Here is a 17,942-nt window from a genome sequence, read left to right on the forward strand (position 1 = left end):
GACTGGATGTCAGCTGGCCTTGCCAGCCGCCGTCATTTGGTTCCGTACATGCGGTCGCCGGCATCGCCGAGGCCGGGCATGATGTAGCCCTTCTCGTTGAGCTGGCGGTCGATGGAAGCGGTAAAGACCGGGACATCCGGATGCGCCTTGGTGAAGCGCTCGATGCCTTCTGGCGCCGCCAGCAGGCAAAGGAAGCGGATGTTGGTGGCGCCGCGCTCCTTCAGCTTGTCGATGGCCGCGATGGCCGAGTTCGCGGTCGCCAGCATCGGATCGACGACGATCACTAGCCGGTCGGCGAGATCGCTCGGCGCCTTGAAGAAATATTCCACCGCCTCCAGCGTTTCGTGATCGCGGTAGAGGCCGACATGCGCGACGCGGGCCGCCGGGACCAGGTCGAGCAGGCCTTCGAGCAGGCCATTGCCGGCGCGCAGCACCGAGGCGAAGACCAGCTTCTTGCCCTCCAGCGTCGGCGCTTCCATGGTTTCCATCGGCGTTTCGATGGTCGTCGTCGTCAGTTCGAGGTTGCGGGTGACCTCGTAGCCGAGCAGCAGCGAGATCTCGCGCAGCAGCCGCCGGAAACCGGCGGTCGACGTCTCCTTCTTGCGCATGATGGTGAGCTTGTGCTGGACAAGCGGGTGGTCGACGACGGTGACGCCCTGCATGGGTTGCTCCAGTGAATGGTGAATAGTGAATAGTGAATAGTGAGCAGGTTTGCGAGTCCCGATGGATCGATCATTGCCGTTGACAGGCCGAACCGCCGGCAAACCAATCACCAATCACCAGTCACCAGTCACCTCTTCGCATCGAGCCGGGCAAGCAGCGCGCTTTTCGTCTTCCTGTCGACGAAAGCCGCTTCGATCGCCGTCCTGGTGACGGCGGTCAAAGCTTTTTCATTCATGGAGAAATGCTCGGCGGCGATGTCGTATTCGCGCTTCAGCGAGGTCCAGAAATAGGGTGGGTCGTCGGAGTTCAGCGTCACCTTGCAGCCGGCCGCCTGCAGGGCAGGCAAAGGGTGATCGGCGAAACTGTCGTAGACTTTGAGCGCGATGTTGGAGCCGGGGCAGCATTCGAGCACGATGCCCTCATCGGCGATGCGGCGCACCAGGTCGGGATTTTCGATGGCGCGCACGCCATGGCCGATGCGCGAGGGGCGGATGTGGTCGAGTGCGGCCTGCACCGTCTCCCATCCGGTCAGCTCGCCGGCATGGATGGTGATGCCGAGGCCGGCTTCACGGGCGATCTCGAAGGCCCTGACATAATCCTCCATCTCGCCCATGCGTTCATCGCCGGCGACGCCGAATCCGGTGACCAGCGGATTTCCGCAGCGCGCCGCAAAACGCGCCGCCTGCTCGATCGATTCGACGCCGACATGGCGTACGCCGGTGACGATCATGCGGCCCTCTATGCCGGTCTTGGCTTTGGCGCGCAGCATGCCTTCGCCGAGCGCATCGGTGTAGGCCTTGGGCGACAGGCCGGCCCTGACGGCATGGTCGGGCGAGGTGAAGACTTCGGAATAGATGGCGCCGTCGCGGGCAAGGCTGGTCAGATAATGGTCGGCGAGGCGGGCATAATCCTCCTCGGAGCGGAACAGGTCGGCGGAAAAGTCGTAAGCCGCGAGGAAAGAGGTGAAGTCGTGCCAGACGAACGAGCCGTTCTGGATATAAAGCGAGGTGTCCTTGCCGTATTTCTGCGCCTGGCGGACGACGAGTTCGGGCGCCGCTGCCCCCTCGATGTGGCAGTGCAGTTCCGCTTTCAAAGGCATGCAGTTATCCCGTCTCATCAGTCCAGGCCGTAAGCCCACCACCTGGAAGCGCGGCCGAACACCGCGCCTTAAACAATAGCGCCCGCACCATCGATCGGCTATGGTCCCGCCGGTTTTATGACGGATCAAAATAATGTCAGTTGAGAGAACCACGGCCGCGGGCGGCATGGAAACCTCCTATGGTTTCAAGAAGGTAGGGCCAGGCGACAAGCAGCCTCTGGTCAATGAGGTTTTCCACAAGGTGGCGAACCGCTACGACCTGATGAACGACCTGATGTCGGCCGGGCTGCACCGGCTGTGGAAGGATGCCATGGTGACATGGCTCAATCCGCCGAAACGTCCGGGCTGGAAAGTGCTTGACGTGGCGGGCGGCACCGGCGACATCGCCTTCCGCATTGTAGACGCCAGCCATGGCAACACGCATGCCACGGTGCTCGACATCAACGGCTCGATGCTTAGCGTCGGCCGTGACCGCGCGGAGAAAAAGGGCCTGTCCGGCAACACCGATTTCGTCGAGGCCAATGCCGAGGAACTGCCTTTCACCGATAGCACCTTTGACGCCTACACCATCGCATTCGGCATCCGCAACGTGCCGCGCATCGATGTCGCGCTGACGGAAGCCTTTCGCGTGCTGAAGCCCGGCGGACGGTTCCTGTGCCTGGAGTTTTCCGAGGTCGAGATGCCGCTGCTGGACAAGGTCTACGAAGCCTGGTCGTTCAACGCCATTCCGCAGATCGGCAAGATGGTGACGGGCGAGGGCGAACCCTATTCCTACCTGGTCGAATCGATCCGCAAATTTCCCAATCAGCAGAACTTTGCTGCCATGATCACCCGCGCGGGCTTCGAGCGCGTGTCGTTCCGCAACTATTCCGGCGGCATCGCAGCGCTTCATTCGGGCTGGAAGCTTTGAGGCCGGACAATTTGCAGCAGCAGGGTAGACGATGAGCAGCGTCGGCGCCGCCTTTCGGCTCGCACGGGCCGGCTGGGTGTTGGTCCGCGAGGGCGTGATCGCAGCACTGCCGGGCGACGAACTCGGCGGCCTGCCGAAATTCGGCTGGCGCATGGCGCGGCTGTTTACCCGCCGCCGCGCGCTCGCTTATGAGCGCAGCGACCGGCTGGCCAAGGCGGTGGTCCGGCTCGGACCCTCCTACGTCAAGCTCGGCCAGTTCCTGGCGACGCGGCCTGATGTCGTCGGCAACGACATGGCGCTCGACCTCGCCATGCTGCAGGACAAGATGCACACTTTTTCGCAGGCGGAAGCGGTGGCGGCGATCGAGGGCTCGCTCGGGCGCAAGATCGGCGAACTCTATACGCAGTTCGGCGGGCCGGTCGCGGCGGCCTCCATCGCCCAGGTTCATCCCGCGCAAGCAATGCATGACGGTGTCGATACCAAGGTGGCGGTGAAGGTGATCCGGCCTGGCGTGCGCCGCCGCTTCTTCCAGGATCTCGAAAGCTATTTCCTCGCCGCTCGGCTGCAGGAGAAATACATCCCGTCGTCGCGCCGGCTGCGGCCGGTCGAGGTGACCGAGACGCTGGCGCAGACCACCAAGATCGAGATGGATCTTCGCCTCGAGGCGGCCGCACTTTCGGAACTGGGCGAAAACACCAAGGACGATCCGGGCTTCCGCGTGCCGTCGGTCGACTGGGAGCGCACCGGGCGCGATGTGCTGACCATGGAATGGGTCGACGGCGTCAAGATGAACGACATCGCCGGCCTCGCGGCGGCGGGGCACGATCTGAAGGCGATCGCCACCAACCTGATCCAGTCGTTCCTGCGTCACACGCTGCGCGACGGCTTCTTCCATGCCGACATGCATCCAGGCAATCTGTTCGTCGAGGCCAATGGCAATATCGTCGCCGTCGATCTCGGCATTGCCGGACGGCTCGGCAAGAAGGAGCGCCGGTTCCTCGCCGAAATCCTCTACGGCTTCATCACGCGCGACTATCTGCGCGTCGCCGAGGTGCATTTCGAGGCCGGCTACGTGCCGCGTCGGCACAATGTCGCGGCTTTCGCGCAGGCGATCCGCGCCATCGGCGAGCCGATCCACGGCCAGCCGGCCGAGACCATTTCGATGGCCAAGCTTTTGACGCTGCTGTTCGAGGTCACCGAATTGTTCGATATGGCCACGCGGTCGGAACTGATCCTGTTGCAGAAGACCATGGTGGTGGTGGAGGGCGTCGCGCGTACGCTCGACCCGGCCTTCAACATGTGGAAGACGGCCGAGCCGGTGGTCGGCCAGTGGATCGCCGGCAATCTCGGGCCGAGCGGCCTGCTGATGGACGCGCGCGACGGCGCCAAGGCGCTGCTGGCGCTGGCCCGCCAGGCGCCCGATCTTGCCGCCCGCACCGAGCGGCTGTCGCGCGAGATCGATTTTATGGCGGAGCACGGCCTCCGCTTCGACGAGGCGACATCGCGCGCCATCGGCAAGGCCGAAGCCCGTTACACCCGCTCGGGCCGGCTGGCGCTGTGGGTGATCGCGCTGACGCTGGTTTACATCGCGTGGAAGCTGCTTTGATCGCTTGCAACGCTAGCAACGGTGGTGCTAGCGTTGCAGTCGCGCTATTGATGTCGCGGAGCAAGTCATGGGCACCATTACTGTCCGCAATCTAGCTGACGACGTGAAGCAGAAATTGCGTGAGCGCGCTGCGGCGCGCGGGGTGTCGATGGAGGAAGAGGCGCGTGATGCGCTTGCCAAAAGCGTGCTGTCGGCGGAAGCCGGCATGCCCGAGAGCGAAACCCTCTATGCAACAATCCGCCGCTTGGTTGAGCCTCATGGAGGTTTTGACATCGATCTGCCCGAGCGAGGTCAATCCACAAAAACGCACAAAACCCTCGACGGCAAGCGCATCCTGCTGATCATCGGCGGCGGCATCGCCGCCTACAAGGCGCTGGACCTGATCCGCCGGCTGCGCGAGCGCGGTGCGGCGGTGCGCGTCGTGATGACATCGGCGGCGCAGGAGTTCGTCACCACGCTTTCGGTCGGCGCGCTTTCGGCCGACCATGTCTTCAGCGAATTGTTCGACCGCAATGACGAGCACGATGTCGGCCATATCCGCCTGTCGCGCGAGGCCGACCTTCTGGTAGTGGCGCCGGCCACTGCCGATCTGATGGCCAAGCTCGCCAACGGCCATGCCAACGATCTGGCCTCCACGGTGCTGCTCGCCACCGACAAGAAGGTGCTGATGGCGCCGGCGATGAACCCGAAAATGTGGTCGCATGCCGCGACGAGCCGCAACCGGGCGACGCTCGCCAAGGATGGCATCGCCTTCGTCGGCCCGGCCAAGGGCGAGATGGCCGAGAGCAATGAGGTGGGCGAAGGCCGCATGGCCGAGCCGCTGGACATCGTGGCAGTGATCGAGGCACTGCTCGACAGCAGGCCGAAGCCGCTGGCCGGCCGCAGGATCATCGTCACCTCGGGGCCGACGCATGAGCCGATCGACCCGGTGCGCTACATCGCCAACCGCTCTTCGGGCAAGCAGGGTCATGCGATTGCGGCAGCGCTGGCAAGACTGGGCGCGGATGTACGCCTGGTCTCCGGTCCGGTCGGCATTGCCGATCCGGCCGGCGTTGTGACGACGCATGTCGAGACCGCGGCCGAGATGAAAGCGGCCGTCGAACAGTTGTTGCCGGCGGACGCCGCGGTCTTCGTAGCTGCCGTCGCCGACTGGCGCACCGCTGGCACGGCCGGCGAGAAGATCAAGAAGGTGGCGGGCCAGGGCCCACCGGCGCTGCAAATGGTCGAAAACCCCGACATTCTCGCCGGCGTCGGTCATCACGGGCAACGCCCGGGGCTGGTTGTCGGCTTCGCCGCCGAGACGCAGGACCTGATTGCCAATGCCGAGGCCAAGCTGAAGAAGAAGGGCGCCGATTTCATTGTCGCCAACGATGTCTCGCATGAAAGCGGCGTCGGCCCCACCGGCGTCATGGGCGGCGACCGCAACAAGGTGCGCATCGTCTCGAAGGACGGCGTCGAGGAATGGCCTGAGATGGGCAAGGACGAGGTGGCGGCGCGGGTCGCCGCGCTCATCGCCGAGCGTTTGCAAGCCTGAGCGGCCGCCGGTTCCGCAATCGGGCAGGCCATGGTCTTGCAGGCAGCCTTGTGGCCGAGGGCATTTGACGCCGACAGCGCCGGCGGAATGCTGTCGCCAAATTCTCGATCCGCCGTGCCCTCAGCCTGTCGCCAATTGCGGCCGGCGTGCCGCCAAAGCCATCTTCAACGCCGCCAGGCAACCGACAATGCCAAGTGGCACGAAGGCCAGGTACAGCCAGCCGGCGACGTGCGCTGCTGCCTCGCGGTTCAGCCCGTCCGAAAAGCCGCTGGCATTGGCGATGATTCCGGCCATGGCGGCGCCCACGGCGTAGCCGATGCGCTGCATGGTCGGCACGGCGGCCGAGGCGATCGTCTGCTCGCCGTCCCGGGCGGAGGCAACGATGATGCGGGTCAGGAAGGGCCATGACACGCCGAAGCCACCGCCTTGCAACAAAGCGCAGAGCAGGATCACCGGGATCGAGCCGGCGGGGATGGCATAGGCGAAACCGGCGAGGCCGGCTGCAATCATCAGCGCGCCGATGACGAGGATCTGCCGTTCGCGCTGCAGCGGCGCATTGGCGACGGCGATCGACAGGATTGACCAGGCGATCGATTCGGCGGCGATGATGTAGCCTGTGGTCAGGATCGGGATGCCGTGCAGCGTGGTAAGCAGAAGCGGCCCGTAGATGGAAAAAGAGACTGTCGCCACCGAGAAGGCGGCAACCATGCTCATGCCGCTGCCGACCGGCGAGCGCCATGAGAACAGGCCCGACGGGAACAGTCGCGATTGCGGCTTCATGGCGTCGACGAAAACGAACAGCGCCAGGCCGGCGAGGCCGAGGACCAGCAGCAGCGACGATCGAAGCAAGGCGACGTCGACGCCTGCGGTGGCGATCAGCACGACGGCGATGGCGAGGCAGCCAAGTGCTGCAAAGGGGAAGGGCGGCGAGGTGCCGGCGGCGGCTTGCGGCTTCGTCGCTTCCGGCGTGTTCAGGACGATGAAGCTTGCCGATGCCATGGCGATGCCACCCAGCACGAAGACGCCGAAGGCCCAGCGCCAGGACAGGAGTTCGACCATGATCGCGCCGAGCATCGGGCCGCTGAAGGCGGCGACGCCCCAGATCGCCGACATGATGCCGAACAGCTGTGGCCAGATGCTGCGGTTAAACAGCCGCTCGACCGAGACGAAGGCCAGCGACACCAGCGCACCGCCGCCGAGCCCCTCGACCAGACGGCCGCCAAGAAACACCGGCATGGACGGCGCGGTGGCGCAGATCAGTGCGCCCACGGCATAGAGCAGGGCGGCGACCGTGACGTTGGAGCGTAGAGCGACATAGCTGACCAGCCGCCCGGCCGCAGCGCCGGCGACAATGGCGCCGAGCTCGTAGACGGCCAGCGACCAGCCGACGAACTGCACACCGGCGAGGTCCCCGACCATGGCCGGCATGACCGTCGCCACCATCGTCTCGTTGGTGGCGTGCAGCAGGATGCCGAGGCTGATGAAGCAGAAGCGCGCGAGGTCGCCGCTTGCCCACAATGCCCGCCAGTCGACCTTGTTGCTGGTGATTTCAGTCATTCTTTTACCCTGCCTTTGCATATCTCGATGCCGGCGCAGGGCGCCAGAAGCCAGTCGGGCTTTCCGGCGGGGCCATGCGCGCTGTTTCAGTCAGGCGAGTTGTAAAACCTCAAGCGCAGTTGAGCTCAAGTGGCTTTTTATCGAAGTGCAAACGGTCGAGATTGGCCGGAAACCTCTCCGCTTGATGCGCCGGTCAGTTCTCAATGCTGCGCAGCTGAAACTGGCTGACGCCGATGGCAATGTTGATACCGGTCTGCGTCTGCAGGCTGAGCGGCTGCAGGGTGAAGGCCTGCGAGGAGCCGCCGACCAGGAGATTGGCGCCGGCGCCGACCGCCGCCGTCACTTCGGCGCTGGCCCCGATATAGTCGCCGGCCAACGCGCCGGGCGCATAGATGTTCCTCAGCGGCGTCAGCACCAGCCATTGCATGACGGTCTGCTTGGTGGTGCCGATGTCGAGCCCGTATTTGTTGACGGCGCCGAAATAGGCTTCCGGCGAAAAGCTCTTGTCGGCCGGCGTGAAGGTGCAGCTCAGATCCTTGCTGGAGCCGAAGATGAAGCCGGTGCCGCCGCCGATGGCGCAATCGAGCACACCGAGTTCGATACCCTGGCCTTGCGCTTGGGCCTGGGCGGTACAGATGATGGTGATAGCGGCGGCGATGGCTGGTTTCAGCACGGCGGATCCCCCAAAAAGCATACGGCGCGAAACAGTAACCTGTTCCGCGCCCCGCGTAGAGGGATCAGTCGATCCTTATTTGCCGATGCTTATTTGAACGAGTGGATCAGTTCCAGGGAGGTCACGGCGACCGCTACATTGACGCCGGTCTGCGCCTGGACGCTGAGCGGCTCCAGCACAAAGGCGCCGTCGAGCCCGCCGACCAGCAGATTGGCGCCGCCGCCGGTCACCACGCTCGCCTCGGCGTTGACGCCGTAATAATGGCCGGCAAGGTCGCCCTCGTCATGGCCGCGGGTGGCGGCCAGAACCGCCCACACCAGCTGGCCCTGATGCGTCTGGCCGAGATCGACGCCGAGCTTGGAGATCATCCCCGTGTATTTCTCGGACGGCCCATGGTGATAAGGGCGGAACGTGCAGTCGACGCCCTTGTTCGACGTGATGACGTAACCGACGCCGCCGTCGATGGTGCAATCGAGCGTGCCGAGCTGAAGCTTGCCGGCGCTGGCGGGAACGGCAAGCAGCGTCGTGGCAAGTGCCGCGGCACAGATGATTTTCTTGATCATGGGTCAGTCCTTTCGAAAATGACTTCAACAACGGTTGAATGGCCCGGAGCGTTCCGCTGAAAACTTGGCGCGATCAAGGCAAGGGTTAACGCTTTGCCCCCGGTGGTTAAGATTGGGTGATAGTGGGGTTTTCTGGATACGCAATCCCTAGGGGACGGGCTCTGCGCTTTCCCGGGGAGAAACCGCTCACGCGGCGCACTGCATCAGGAATGGAACGTTGTTATAAAAGGCCGCCGATGGCGGCGCGCGGCCGCATCTCAGCCGGCGGTGGCGCCCGATGTGCGCGACAGGCCGTCCTTGGCCGGCTGGTAGGTCGGGTCGAGATGGACGGCTTCGCGGTAGGCCTTCGAGGCCTTGACCTTGTCGCCGCGGCGCTCGTAGATCAGCGCCTGGTTGGACCAGGCTTCGGCGTTCTTGCCGTCGAGCTTGATGGCCATGTTGAAGTCGGAGAAGGCGTTGTCCTCGTCATTCATGGCGAGATAGGAGAGGCCGCGGCCGTTATAGGGTTCGGCGGCGTCCGGCGCCAGCGAGATGGCGGTCGAGAAATCCTCGATGGCAAACTTGTGCTGGCCCTGGCTCTGATAGATCAGGCCGCGATTGTGGTAGGCGCGGGCATCCGTGGTGTCGAGCTGGATCGCCTTCTGGAAATCGTTGAAGGCCTGCTGGGTCTGGCCGGCCTTGCGATAGAGGTTGCCGCGGCCGATATAGGCGGCGTCATAATTTGCATTGATCTGGATCGAGCGGTTGTAGTCGGCAAGGGCGGCCGCCTGGTTGCCGAGGAAGCGCTGGATCAGTGCCCGGTTCGAATAGGCCTGGTAGAAATTCGGGTTGAGCTGGATGGCGGTGTCGAAATCCTTCAGCGCCGCCTGGTACTGGCCGCCACGGCCATAGGCCGAGCCGCGCACATTGTAGCCTTCCGGATCCTGCGGATTGCGCTGGATCACCGCCGACAGCGAGGAGATGTTCTCGCTCGAGCCTTGCGCCTTGTCAATGTTGTTGAATTCGCCGGTCGGAACGCTCTGGCAACCGGCCAGCACTAGGCCGGACATCAGGGCTGCCGCCAGGGCCAAACCGCGCATTGTGGTTCTGCGCTCTACGCCGATTGCGTTCATGTCTGCCCTGTCCTCACTTCAGCCGCGCCGTCCAGGTCCCCCTCCGGGCCGGGTCACAGATTGTCGCAACGAAATCTAGAACGCCGTTTGCGCGTTCAAGGGAACGGCCTCCAACAGAATGGCGGCGCTCCAAACAAAAAGGTGGCGGCGATTCCGCATCGCGCCACCTCAGAGTATCCTTCGAAAAGGACGAAAAATTGGCGTCAGAACCGCGGCGGACGCGGAGCACCACCAGGACCACCGGCGGCGCCGGCAGCAACCGGGCGCGGCGTCATCGGCAGCAGGCCTTCGCGCTGGGCGCGCTTGCGGGCCAGCTTGCGGGCGCGGCGAACGGCTTCGGCCTTTTCACGGGCGCGCTTCTCGGAAGGCTTCTCGTAATGGCCGCGCATCTTCATTTCGCGGAAAATGCCTTCGCGCTGCATCTTCTTCTTGAGAGCGCGAAGCGCCTGATCAACGTTATTGTCGCGGACGAGTACCTGCACGGGCAATCCTGTCTTTCGGGTTTGATATCAACAGGCAAGTGACCATAGCCACATGCCTCCGCGGCGCTTTACACCACGAATTGTGGCGGCTGATAGCAGAATCAGGCCGCGCTGTCCACACTGGAAATGAAGGACAACCGCCAATTTGCCACGGCAGCCCCGAGATAGGGCGCCAACTAGGCGCTGGCCAGATGGAGCCGTGCGAAATCCTCGAAGAATTCGCCGTAATCGCAGGTAATTTCCTCGCCGGCTGATATATCTCGAGTGGCGGTGGCGCCGCCATATTGCGAAAAATCCGTGTTCGGCCGCTCGGCGTGGTTCATGAAGCGGCCATTATCGACTTCATAGACCATGAAGCCGGGACGGTCGGGGCTCGGATAGGCATAGCGGTCGAGCAATTCCTTGAGGTGCGGCGGCGCCGCCTCGTATTTGTCTATCGGGATCAGCCGGTCGAAATCCGGATCGAGCCGCCAGATCGAGGCGCCCTTCCTGATCGGCTCGGCGGCGAACACGCCGACGCCTTCGATTGCGCTCTGGGCGACATAGGTCCTGATCAGCAGCATGTCCGTCCTCCTCACCCGAAACCGAATCGCCAAATCGCGTGGAAAAAGCAAGTCCGGTTTCGGGTTCTATGGCTGGATCGGCGCGGGCGATGACCCGCGAAATGCTTCACGTCCGGGTGATCGAGACGCCGCCATCGGCAAACAGCGCCGATCCTGTGGTGAAGCTCGACGCATCCGATGCCAGGAAGAGCGCAGCGCGGGCGATCTCTTCAGGCACAGCGACACGTTTCAAGGCATGCAGGTTTTCCACGAAAGCGCGTGATTCCGGCGTCTTGAATGTTGCCGACGGCGTGTCGGTGCCACCCGGCATCAGCGCGTTGACCCGCACGCCCCTGGGGCCGTATTCGGCGGCCAGCACCTGCGTCAGGCCGATCAGTCCGGCCTTGCTCGCGGCATAGCTGGTCATGCCCGGCATGCCGACTGTGTGACCGACGAAGGTCGAGGTGAAGATCAGCGATCCGCCGCCGCGTTCGACCATCGCCGGCACCTGGTATTTCGCGCCGAGAAAGGCGCTGGTCAGATTGGCGTCGAGCGTCTCGCGCCATCCGTCCAGCGACAGTTCCGAAATCGGACCCATCGTTCCGACGGAGCCGACATTGTTGAAGGCGATATCGAGCCCGCCGAATTTTTCGACGGCGAGATCGACGAGGGCTTTTGCATAGGCTTCGTCGCGGACATCGCCGGCAAGCGCGACTGCCGTGCCGTCGGCGTCCTCGATTTCGACGACCAGCGCATCGAGTTCGGCCTGGCGGCGGGCGGCGATGACGACCCTGGCGCCTTCTTCGGCAAAGAGTTTTGCGGTGGCGCGGCCGATGCCGGAACTGGCGCCGGTGACGATCGCTATTTTATTTTTATTGGTGAGTGCGAACATTTTTTACATCCTTTCATCGCGCCGGCTGTGCCGGCAACCGGGATGTTGATCGCAGTTCGGGACGGTGCTAGCCACCCGATACGTGCTCGACTTGCTGAATGGCTTCGCAGCGGCACAAGCGCCGCGCGCCGGACTATTGCTTCAGCAGCCAGCCGAGGCGATCGAGCGAAAATGCGTAGCTGATGGCGATGAGCAGCGTGATGACAACGCCCGTGGTTGTGTGACCGGCGGCATAGAATCCGGCTGCACCGCCAAACAGGATGGCCAGTTCAAGCACCAGCCTGACTGCGCCTGGTACAGGAACCGGCGCGCGTCCGGACCGGCTCGGGTCGCCGCGCACCGCGAAGGTTCCCCACAGCGCAGCTGCAATGAACGGCAAGGCCAAGGCGAGGACCCAGCGCCACCATCCGCCGGAGAGGCTCCAGCCGGCAAAGCCGAGGCCAAGCAAGGCGGCAAGTTCCAGCAGGAAACGCAACGTCAGATTCCACCAGGCGTTGCCCATATCCGTCCTCCAGAGTCTCGCGATCGCCAGTGTGTCCGAACGCAGCCATGCCTGCCAGCGCGGGCAGGTCTTTTCCACCGCGGCGCAAAACGGCAAGCGCCGTCGCAAACAGCGCAAGGGTGGAAGCGCCGTTTCGCTAGTGATACACCTCGCGCGCCGGGGCTGCGTAAAATACCCCACCGCCATTTGCGAGGCTGGAACGTTGAAAAAATATTCGGTATTCGCCATCGCCCGCGAGGCCATGCGCGGCCACAAGGGCTGGGAGGAACAATGGTCCTCGCCGGAACCGAAGAAGGAATATGACGTCATCATCGTCGGCGCCGGCGGTCATGGCCTGGCCACCGCCTACTATCTCGCCACCGTTCACGGCATCACCAATGTCGCGGTGCTGGAAAAGGGCTGGCTAGGCGGCGGCAACACCGGGCGCAACACCACCATCATCCGCTCCAACTACCTTTACGACGAGAGCGCCGGCATTTACGACCATGCGCTGAAGCTGTGGGATGGGCTCTCCCAGGAACTCAACTACAACGTCATGTATTCGGCGCGCGGCGTCATGATGCTGGCGCACAATGTGCACGACATCCAGGTGCTGAAGCGCCATGTCCATGCCAACCGTCTCAACGGCATCGACAATGAATGGCTGACGCCCGAGCAGGCGAAGGAATTCTGCCCGCCGCTCAACATTTCCAGGCAGGCGCGCTATCCCGTCGTCGGCGCCGCCTTGCAGCGGCGAGGCGGCACGGCGCGTCACGATGCGGTGGCCTGGGGCTATGCGCGCGGCGCTTCGGCGCGCGGCGTGCACATCATCCAGAATTGCGAGGTCACCGGCGTCAAGCGGGCGGCCAATGGCGCGGTCATGGGTGTCGACACGACGCGCGGCTTCATCGGCGCCAAGAAGGTCGGCGTGGTGGCTGCAGGCCACTCCTCGGTGATCATGAACATGGCGGGCGTGCGCATGCCGCTGGAAAGCTATCCGCTGCAGGCGCTGGTGTCGGAGCCGGTCAAGCCGGTGGTGCCTTGCGTGGTGATGTCGAACACGGTGCACGCCTACATCTCGCAGTCCGACAAGGGCGAGCTGGTGATCGGCGCCGGCACCGACCAGTATGTCTCCTATTCGCAGACCGGCGGCCTGCACATTTTGCAGCATACGCTGGACGCCATCTGCGAGATGTTCCCGATCTTCACCCGCATGAAGATGCTGCGCTCGTGGGGCGGCATCGTCGACGTGACGCCCGACCGTTCGCCGATCCTGGCCAAGACGCCGGTGCCCGGCCTCTACGTCAATTGCGGCTGGGGCACGGGCGGCTTCAAGGCAACGCCCGGCTCAGGCCATGTCTTTGCCCACACGGTTGCCAAGGACGATCCGCATCCTATCAACGCGCCCTTCACCATCGAGCGCTTCCGTACCGGCCGCCTCATCGACGAGGCAGCGGCGGCGGCGGTGGCGCACTGATGATGGTGGAGTTGGCTGTAGCGGTGCCGCTGGTGCTGGCGGGGGAGCAGGACCTGTTCCACTTTCCGTCACCGGACGAAGTGCGCACGCAGCCGATCAGCCGCGCCGACAACGAAGCCAATTGGCCGTTTTCGATCGACGCCGGCATTTTGGCATGCGTGTGGAGTGGTGGCCAGAAGGTGGTCATCTTCATGGAGAACAGGCCCTCCGATCTCGTCGAGGACGACACATTCGAGCCGCGCAGCGTCATCGTGACGACCGATCCGTTTCAGCTCACGATCGGCAACATGGCGTATCGCGAGCTGTTTCGCCCCGCCGCAAGCGTGGAGGAGCGCATTCGGCTCGTCGCGCCTTTTGCGGCGATGGGCCAGAGGCTTTGCAACCAACCGGCCGGCGCGCATGTCGGCCACGGCGAATTGTAGGAACGAACGATAATGCTTCTCATCCGCTGCCCCTATTGCGAGGAAGAGCGCCCGGAGCTCGAGTTCCGTAACGCCGGCGAGGCGCATATTGCGCGCTCGGCCAACATGGCGGGCGAGAGCGACGACGATTTTGAAAAGTTCTTCTTCATCCGCTCGAACCCCAAGGGCATCATCTATGAGCGCTGGCGCCACATCCATGGCTGCGCACGCTTCTTCAATGCGGTGCGCGACACCGTCACCGACAAGTTCGTCATGACTTACAAAGCCGGCGAGCCGAAGCCGTCCAAGCTGCCCAAAAACTCCAACGAAGTGGCATCCAAATGAGCGGCGCGTTCCGCATTCAAAGCGCCGGCCGTCTCAGCCAGGCCAAGACCGCGCGGTTCTCTTTCGACGGCCAGTCTTACACCGGCATCGAAGGCGACACGCTGGCCTCGGCGCTGCTTGCCAATGGCGTGCATCTGGTGGGACGTTCGTTCAAGTATCACCGTCCGCGCGGCTTCCTGTCGGCCGGAGCGGAAGAGCCCAACGCGCTAGTCGAGGTCAAGCGCGACGCGGCACGCAAGGCGCCCAACATCCGCGCCACGGTGCAGGAGCTCTATGACGGGCTCGTCGCCAACTCGCAAAACCGCTGGCCGTCGCTCGCCTTTGACGTCGGCGCGGTCAACGACATTGCATCGCCGCTATTTTCGGCCGGCTTCTACTACAAGACCTTCATGTGGCCGAAGGCAGCCTGGAAGAGCCTCTACGAGCCGAAGATCCGCGCCGCGGCCGGCCTCGGCCTTTCGCCTGACAAGCCAGATCCCGACCATTATTCGTCGCGCTATGCGCATTGCGACGTACTGGTGCTGGGCGGCGGTGCGGCCGGCATTGCGGCAGCGCTCGCCGCTGCCGAAACCGGCGCGCGTGTCATCCTCGCCGATGAACAGGCCAGCTTCGGCGGCAGCCTGCGCTTCGAGAGCGGGGCGAAGATCGACGGCCAGGACGGTTATGCCTGGGCGCAAGGCGCGGTGGCCAAGCTCACCGCCATGGACAATGTCCGCGTTTTGTCGCGCACGACGGCGTTCGGCTACTACGCGCAGAATTTCGTCGGCCTGGTCGAGCGCGTCAGCGACCATCTGCAGAACCCCGGCCGCGATCTGCCGCGCGAAAGGCTGTGGCAGGTACGCGCCAAGCGCGTGGTGCTGGCGACCGGCGCCATCGAACGCCACATGGTGTTTGCCGACAATGACCGGCCCGGCATCATGCTGGCCTCGGCGGCGCGCATCTATCTCAACCAGTACGGTGTCGCGGTCGGCAAAAATGTCGGCCTCTACACCGCCAATGACTCGGCGTACTCCGCCGCGATCGACCTGAAGAAGGCCGGCGTCAACGTGGCGGCGATCATCGACCTGCGCGACCATCCGACCGGACCTGTGATCGACGAGGCGAGGGCGCTCGGGATCGAGGTCAATTTCGGCCGCGCGGTGATCCGCGCCGGCGGCGCGTTGCGCGTGACCTCGATGACGGTGCAGCCGAAAAATGGCGGCGGCGAGCGCACCATTCCGGTCGACGCCATCCTGATGTCGGCCGGCTGGACGCCGTCGGTGCATCTGTTCTCGCAGTCGCGCGGCAAGGTCGCCTTCAATGACGAGACCAAGCGCTTCGTGCCGGGCATCTATGCGCAGGACTGCGTTTCGGTCGGCGCCTGCAACGGCACGGATGGGCTCTCGGCGTCGATCGATGAGGCCTATGCGGCCGGCGCCAAGGCGGCGAAGGATGCGGGCGGCAAAGTGGCCAAGGGCGTTAAGCCGAAGGTCGACGCGTCGGAAAGCTGGTCGCGCGGCATGCTGGGCGCGGCGCCCGGCGCCGGGCCGGACAAGACGGTCAAGGCCTTCGTCGATTTCCAGAACGACGTCACCGCCAAGGACATCCGCCAGGCGGTGCATGAAGGCATGCGCTCGATCGAGCACGTCAAGCGCTTCACCACCAACGGCATGGCGACCGACCAGGGCAAGACGTCCAACATGCACGGCCTGGCGATTGCCGCCGAGACGCTTGGCAAGCCGATCCCCGAGGTCGGGCTGACCACGTTCCGCGCGCCCTATACGCCTGTCACTTTCGGCGCGATCGTCAGCCATTCGCGCGGTCCGCTGTTCGACCCGACACGGAAGACCGCGATGCATCCCTGGGCCGAAGCGCAAGGCGCCGTGTTCGAGGATGTCGGCCAGTGGAAGCGCGCCTGGTATTTCCCCAAACCCGGCGAGGACATGCACAAGGCGGTCGACCGCGAATGCGTCGCGGTGCGCAGCAATGCCGGTCTGTTCGACGCCTCGACGCTGGGCAAGATCGAAGTGGTAGGACCGGATGCGGCCAGGTTCATGGAACTGCTCTACACCAATCCGTGGGAGAAGCTGGAACCCGGCCGCTGCCGCTATGGCATCATGCTGCGCGAGGATGGTTTCATCTATGATGACGGCGTCGTCGGCAGGCTGGCGCCGGACCGTTTTCATGTGACGACGACGACGGGTGGCGCGCCGCGCGTCATGAACCATATGGAGGATTATCTCCAGACCGAGTTCCCGCATCTGAACGTCTGGCTGACCTCGATCACCGAACAGTGGGCGGTCATCGCCGTGCAAGGGCCGAAATCTCGCGATATCATCGCGCCTTTGGTCGAAGGCATCGACATGTCCGACGAGACGCTGCCGCATATGTCGGTGCGCGACGGCAAGATCTGCGGCGTGCCGACCAGGCTGTTTCGCATGTCGTTCACCGGCGAGCGCGGTTTTGAAGTCAACGTGCCGGCCGATCACGGCCAGGCCGTCTGGGAAGCGCTGTGGGCCGAAGGCCAAAAGCATGGCGCCGCCGCTTACGGCACCGAGGCGATGCACGTGCTGCGCGCCGAAAAGGGCTACATCATCGTCGGCCAGGACACGGACGGCACGGTGACGCCGAACGATGCCGGGCTCGACTGGGCGGTCGGCAAGAAGAAGACCGACTTCGTCGGCATCCGCGGCCTGACGCGGCCCGATCTGGTCGCCAAGGGCCGCAAGCAGCTGGTCGGCTTGAAGACCAAGGACCCGAAAGTGGTGCTTGAGGAAGGCGCGCAGATCGTCGCCGACCCGAAGCAGGCGATCCCGATGAAGATGATCGGTCACGTCACATCCAGCTACTGGTCGGAAAATTGCGGTCGCTCGATCGCGCTGGCGCTGGTTGCCGGCGGCCGCGACCGGATGGGCGACACGCTCTATGTGCCGATGCCGAACGGGGTGATCGAAGTGGAGGTTACCGGCATGGTGTTCTTCGACGAGACGGGAGGGCGCCTCAATGGCTAAGGCTGCTGCAAAGAAGACGGCCCCAGCTGCAGCGGCGTCGGTCGAGCGCCGCCCGGCCCTGGCTGGACGCGTCGTTTCCGCAACGGATGTCAAGGTCGAGGTGCTGCCGCCGGCGGAGCGCATGTCGCTGCGCGCGCCGGAGGCTTCCGTCGCGGCGCTGTCGAAGGCGCTCGGCCTGACCTTGCCGAAGCAGCCGAAAACTTCGGCGGCCAAGGCTGGCCGCACGGCGCTGTGGCTCGGCCCTGACGAGTGGCTGGTCATCGACGAGGCCGGCAAGGATCCGCTGGCCGATTGTGCTGGGGTTGCCGCATTGCATTCGGCGGTCGGCATCTCGCACCGCAACGTCGCCTTCGCCGTCACCGGCCCAGCGGCGGCTGCCGCGATCAATGCAGGCTGCCCGCAGGATTTGTCGCTCGAGGCTTTTCCGGTGCGCGCGGCGTCGCGCACCATACTCGGCAAGTGCGAAATCCTGCTGCTGCGCACGGCAGCCGACACTTTCCGGGTCGAGTGCTGGCGTTCCTTCTCGGACTATGTCTTTACTTTCCTGTCGGAAGCAGCCAGCGACGCGGCGGCGTAGGAACGTTTGACGGGTCAAGCCGTTCTGCTTCCCTCATC

18 protein-coding genes are annotated in these 17,942 nt (G+C 64.2%); 8 read left to right on the top strand and 10 right to left on the bottom strand.

Annotated elements, in window-relative coordinates:
- Positions 1-32: 32 nt before the first annotated feature.
- Positions 33-662 carry a uracil phosphoribosyltransferase gene (gene upp / locus X733_RS164880; protein ID WP_023671129.1) on the bottom strand — a complete coding sequence of 210 codons (630 nt, stop codon included), beginning with the start codon at positions 660-662 and terminating at the stop codon, positions 33-35.
- Between the two features lie 128 nt (positions 663-790).
- The gene (locus X733_RS164875; RefSeq protein WP_023683187.1) at positions 791-1,762 is read right to left on the bottom strand and encodes an adenosine deaminase; all 972 of its coding nucleotides are present in this window, start codon (positions 1,760-1,762) and stop codon (positions 791-793) included.
- A 133-nt stretch (positions 1,763-1,895) separates the two neighbouring features.
- On the opposite strand from X733_RS164875, the gene ubiE reads away from it, so the two are divergent.
- From ubiE to coaBC, 3 genes are all read left to right on the top strand, one after another.
- Positions 1,896-2,672 carry a bifunctional demethylmenaquinone methyltransferase/2-methoxy-6-polyprenyl-1,4-benzoquinol methylase UbiE gene (ubiE, locus tag X733_RS164870; RefSeq protein ID WP_023691856.1) on the top strand — a complete coding sequence of 259 codons (777 nt, stop codon included), beginning with the start codon at positions 1,896-1,898 and terminating at the stop codon, positions 2,670-2,672.
- A 31-nt stretch (positions 2,673-2,703) separates the two neighbouring features.
- Positions 2,704-4,278: a 2-polyprenylphenol 6-hydroxylase gene (gene ubiB / locus X733_RS164865; protein ID WP_023817235.1), complete on the top strand. Its 1,575-nt coding sequence runs from the start codon at positions 2,704-2,706 to the stop codon at positions 4,276-4,278.
- Positions 4,279-4,345: 67 nt separating this feature from the next.
- Positions 4,346-5,812, top strand: a complete 1,467-nt coding sequence (gene coaBC, locus X733_RS164860; RefSeq protein WP_023817236.1) for a bifunctional phosphopantothenoylcysteine decarboxylase/phosphopantothenate--cysteine ligase CoaBC — start codon at positions 4,346-4,348, stop codon at positions 5,810-5,812.
- Positions 5,813-5,932: 120 nt separating this feature from the next.
- On the opposite strand, the gene X733_RS164855 is transcribed toward coaBC, so the two are convergent.
- From X733_RS164855 to X733_RS164820, 8 genes are all read right to left on the bottom strand, one after another.
- Entirely contained in the window at positions 5,933-7,369 is a 1,437-nt protein-coding gene (locus X733_RS164855) for an MFS transporter (RefSeq protein ID WP_023740927.1), read from the bottom strand.
- Between the two features lie 193 nt (positions 7,370-7,562).
- Positions 7,563-8,042 carry a DUF992 domain-containing protein gene (locus X733_RS164850; RefSeq protein WP_023671135.1) on the bottom strand — a complete coding sequence of 160 codons (480 nt, stop codon included), beginning with the start codon at positions 8,040-8,042 and terminating at the stop codon, positions 7,563-7,565.
- Positions 8,043-8,131: 89 nt separating this feature from the next.
- Entirely contained in the window at positions 8,132-8,605 is a 474-nt protein-coding gene (locus X733_RS164845) for a DUF992 domain-containing protein (protein WP_023671136.1), read from the bottom strand.
- A 257-nt stretch (positions 8,606-8,862) separates the two neighbouring features.
- Entirely contained in the window at positions 8,863-9,717 is an 855-nt protein-coding gene (locus X733_RS164840) for a tetratricopeptide repeat protein (protein WP_023714058.1), read from the bottom strand.
- A gap of 203 nt (positions 9,718-9,920) precedes the next feature.
- Complete coding sequence (gene rpsU / locus X733_RS164835) at positions 9,921-10,199, bottom strand: 30S ribosomal protein S21 (protein WP_023671138.1); 279 nt, start codon at positions 10,197-10,199, stop codon at positions 9,921-9,923.
- Positions 10,200-10,375: 176 nt separating this feature from the next.
- The gene (locus X733_RS164830; RefSeq protein WP_023817237.1) at positions 10,376-10,762 is read right to left on the bottom strand and encodes an SET domain-containing protein-lysine N-methyltransferase; all 387 of its coding nucleotides are present in this window, start codon (positions 10,760-10,762) and stop codon (positions 10,376-10,378) included.
- 106 nt (positions 10,763-10,868) lie between these two features.
- On the bottom strand, positions 10,869-11,633 hold the full coding sequence (locus tag X733_RS164825) for an SDR family oxidoreductase (protein WP_023817238.1): 765 nt from the start codon (positions 11,631-11,633) through the stop codon (positions 10,869-10,871).
- 133 nt (positions 11,634-11,766) lie between these two features.
- A complete protein-coding gene (locus tag X733_RS164820; RefSeq protein ID WP_023683195.1) occupies positions 11,767-12,135 on the bottom strand; it encodes a YrdB family protein in 369 nt (122 codons plus the stop codon).
- A gap of 202 nt (positions 12,136-12,337) precedes the next feature.
- Here X733_RS164820 and X733_RS164815 point away from each other — a divergent pair, with 202 nt between their 5' ends.
- The 5 genes from X733_RS164815 to X733_RS164795 are packed head-to-tail and all read left to right on the top strand — an operon-like array spanning position 12,338 to position 17,904.
- A complete protein-coding gene (locus X733_RS164815) occupies positions 12,338-13,591 on the top strand; it encodes a sarcosine oxidase subunit beta (RefSeq protein WP_023817239.1) in 1,254 nt (417 codons plus the stop codon).
- Positions 13,591-14,013, top strand: coding sequence for a hypothetical protein (locus X733_RS164810; protein ID WP_023817240.1), 423 nt, complete (start codon positions 13,591-13,593; stop codon positions 14,011-14,013). The genes X733_RS164815 and X733_RS164810 overlap by 1 nt, the downstream gene beginning before the upstream one ends.
- A gap of 12 nt (positions 14,014-14,025) precedes the next feature.
- Positions 14,026-14,337 carry a sarcosine oxidase subunit delta gene (locus tag X733_RS164805; RefSeq protein WP_023725215.1) on the top strand — a complete coding sequence of 104 codons (312 nt, stop codon included), beginning with the start codon at positions 14,026-14,028 and terminating at the stop codon, positions 14,335-14,337.
- Complete coding sequence (locus X733_RS164800) at positions 14,334-17,327, top strand: sarcosine oxidase subunit alpha (protein WP_023817241.1); 2,994 nt, start codon at positions 14,334-14,336, stop codon at positions 17,325-17,327. The genes X733_RS164805 and X733_RS164800 overlap by 4 nt, the downstream gene beginning before the upstream one ends.
- The gene (locus X733_RS164795; RefSeq protein WP_023817242.1) at positions 17,320-17,904 is read left to right on the top strand and encodes a sarcosine oxidase subunit gamma; all 585 of its coding nucleotides are present in this window, start codon (positions 17,320-17,322) and stop codon (positions 17,902-17,904) included. Before X733_RS164800 ends, X733_RS164795 begins: the two co-directional genes overlap by 8 nt.
- Positions 17,905-17,942 lie beyond the last annotated feature (38 nt).

Source organism: Mesorhizobium sp. L2C066B000 (genome assembly GCF_000502335.1).
Lineage (GTDB): Bacteria > Pseudomonadota > Alphaproteobacteria > Rhizobiales > Rhizobiaceae > Mesorhizobium.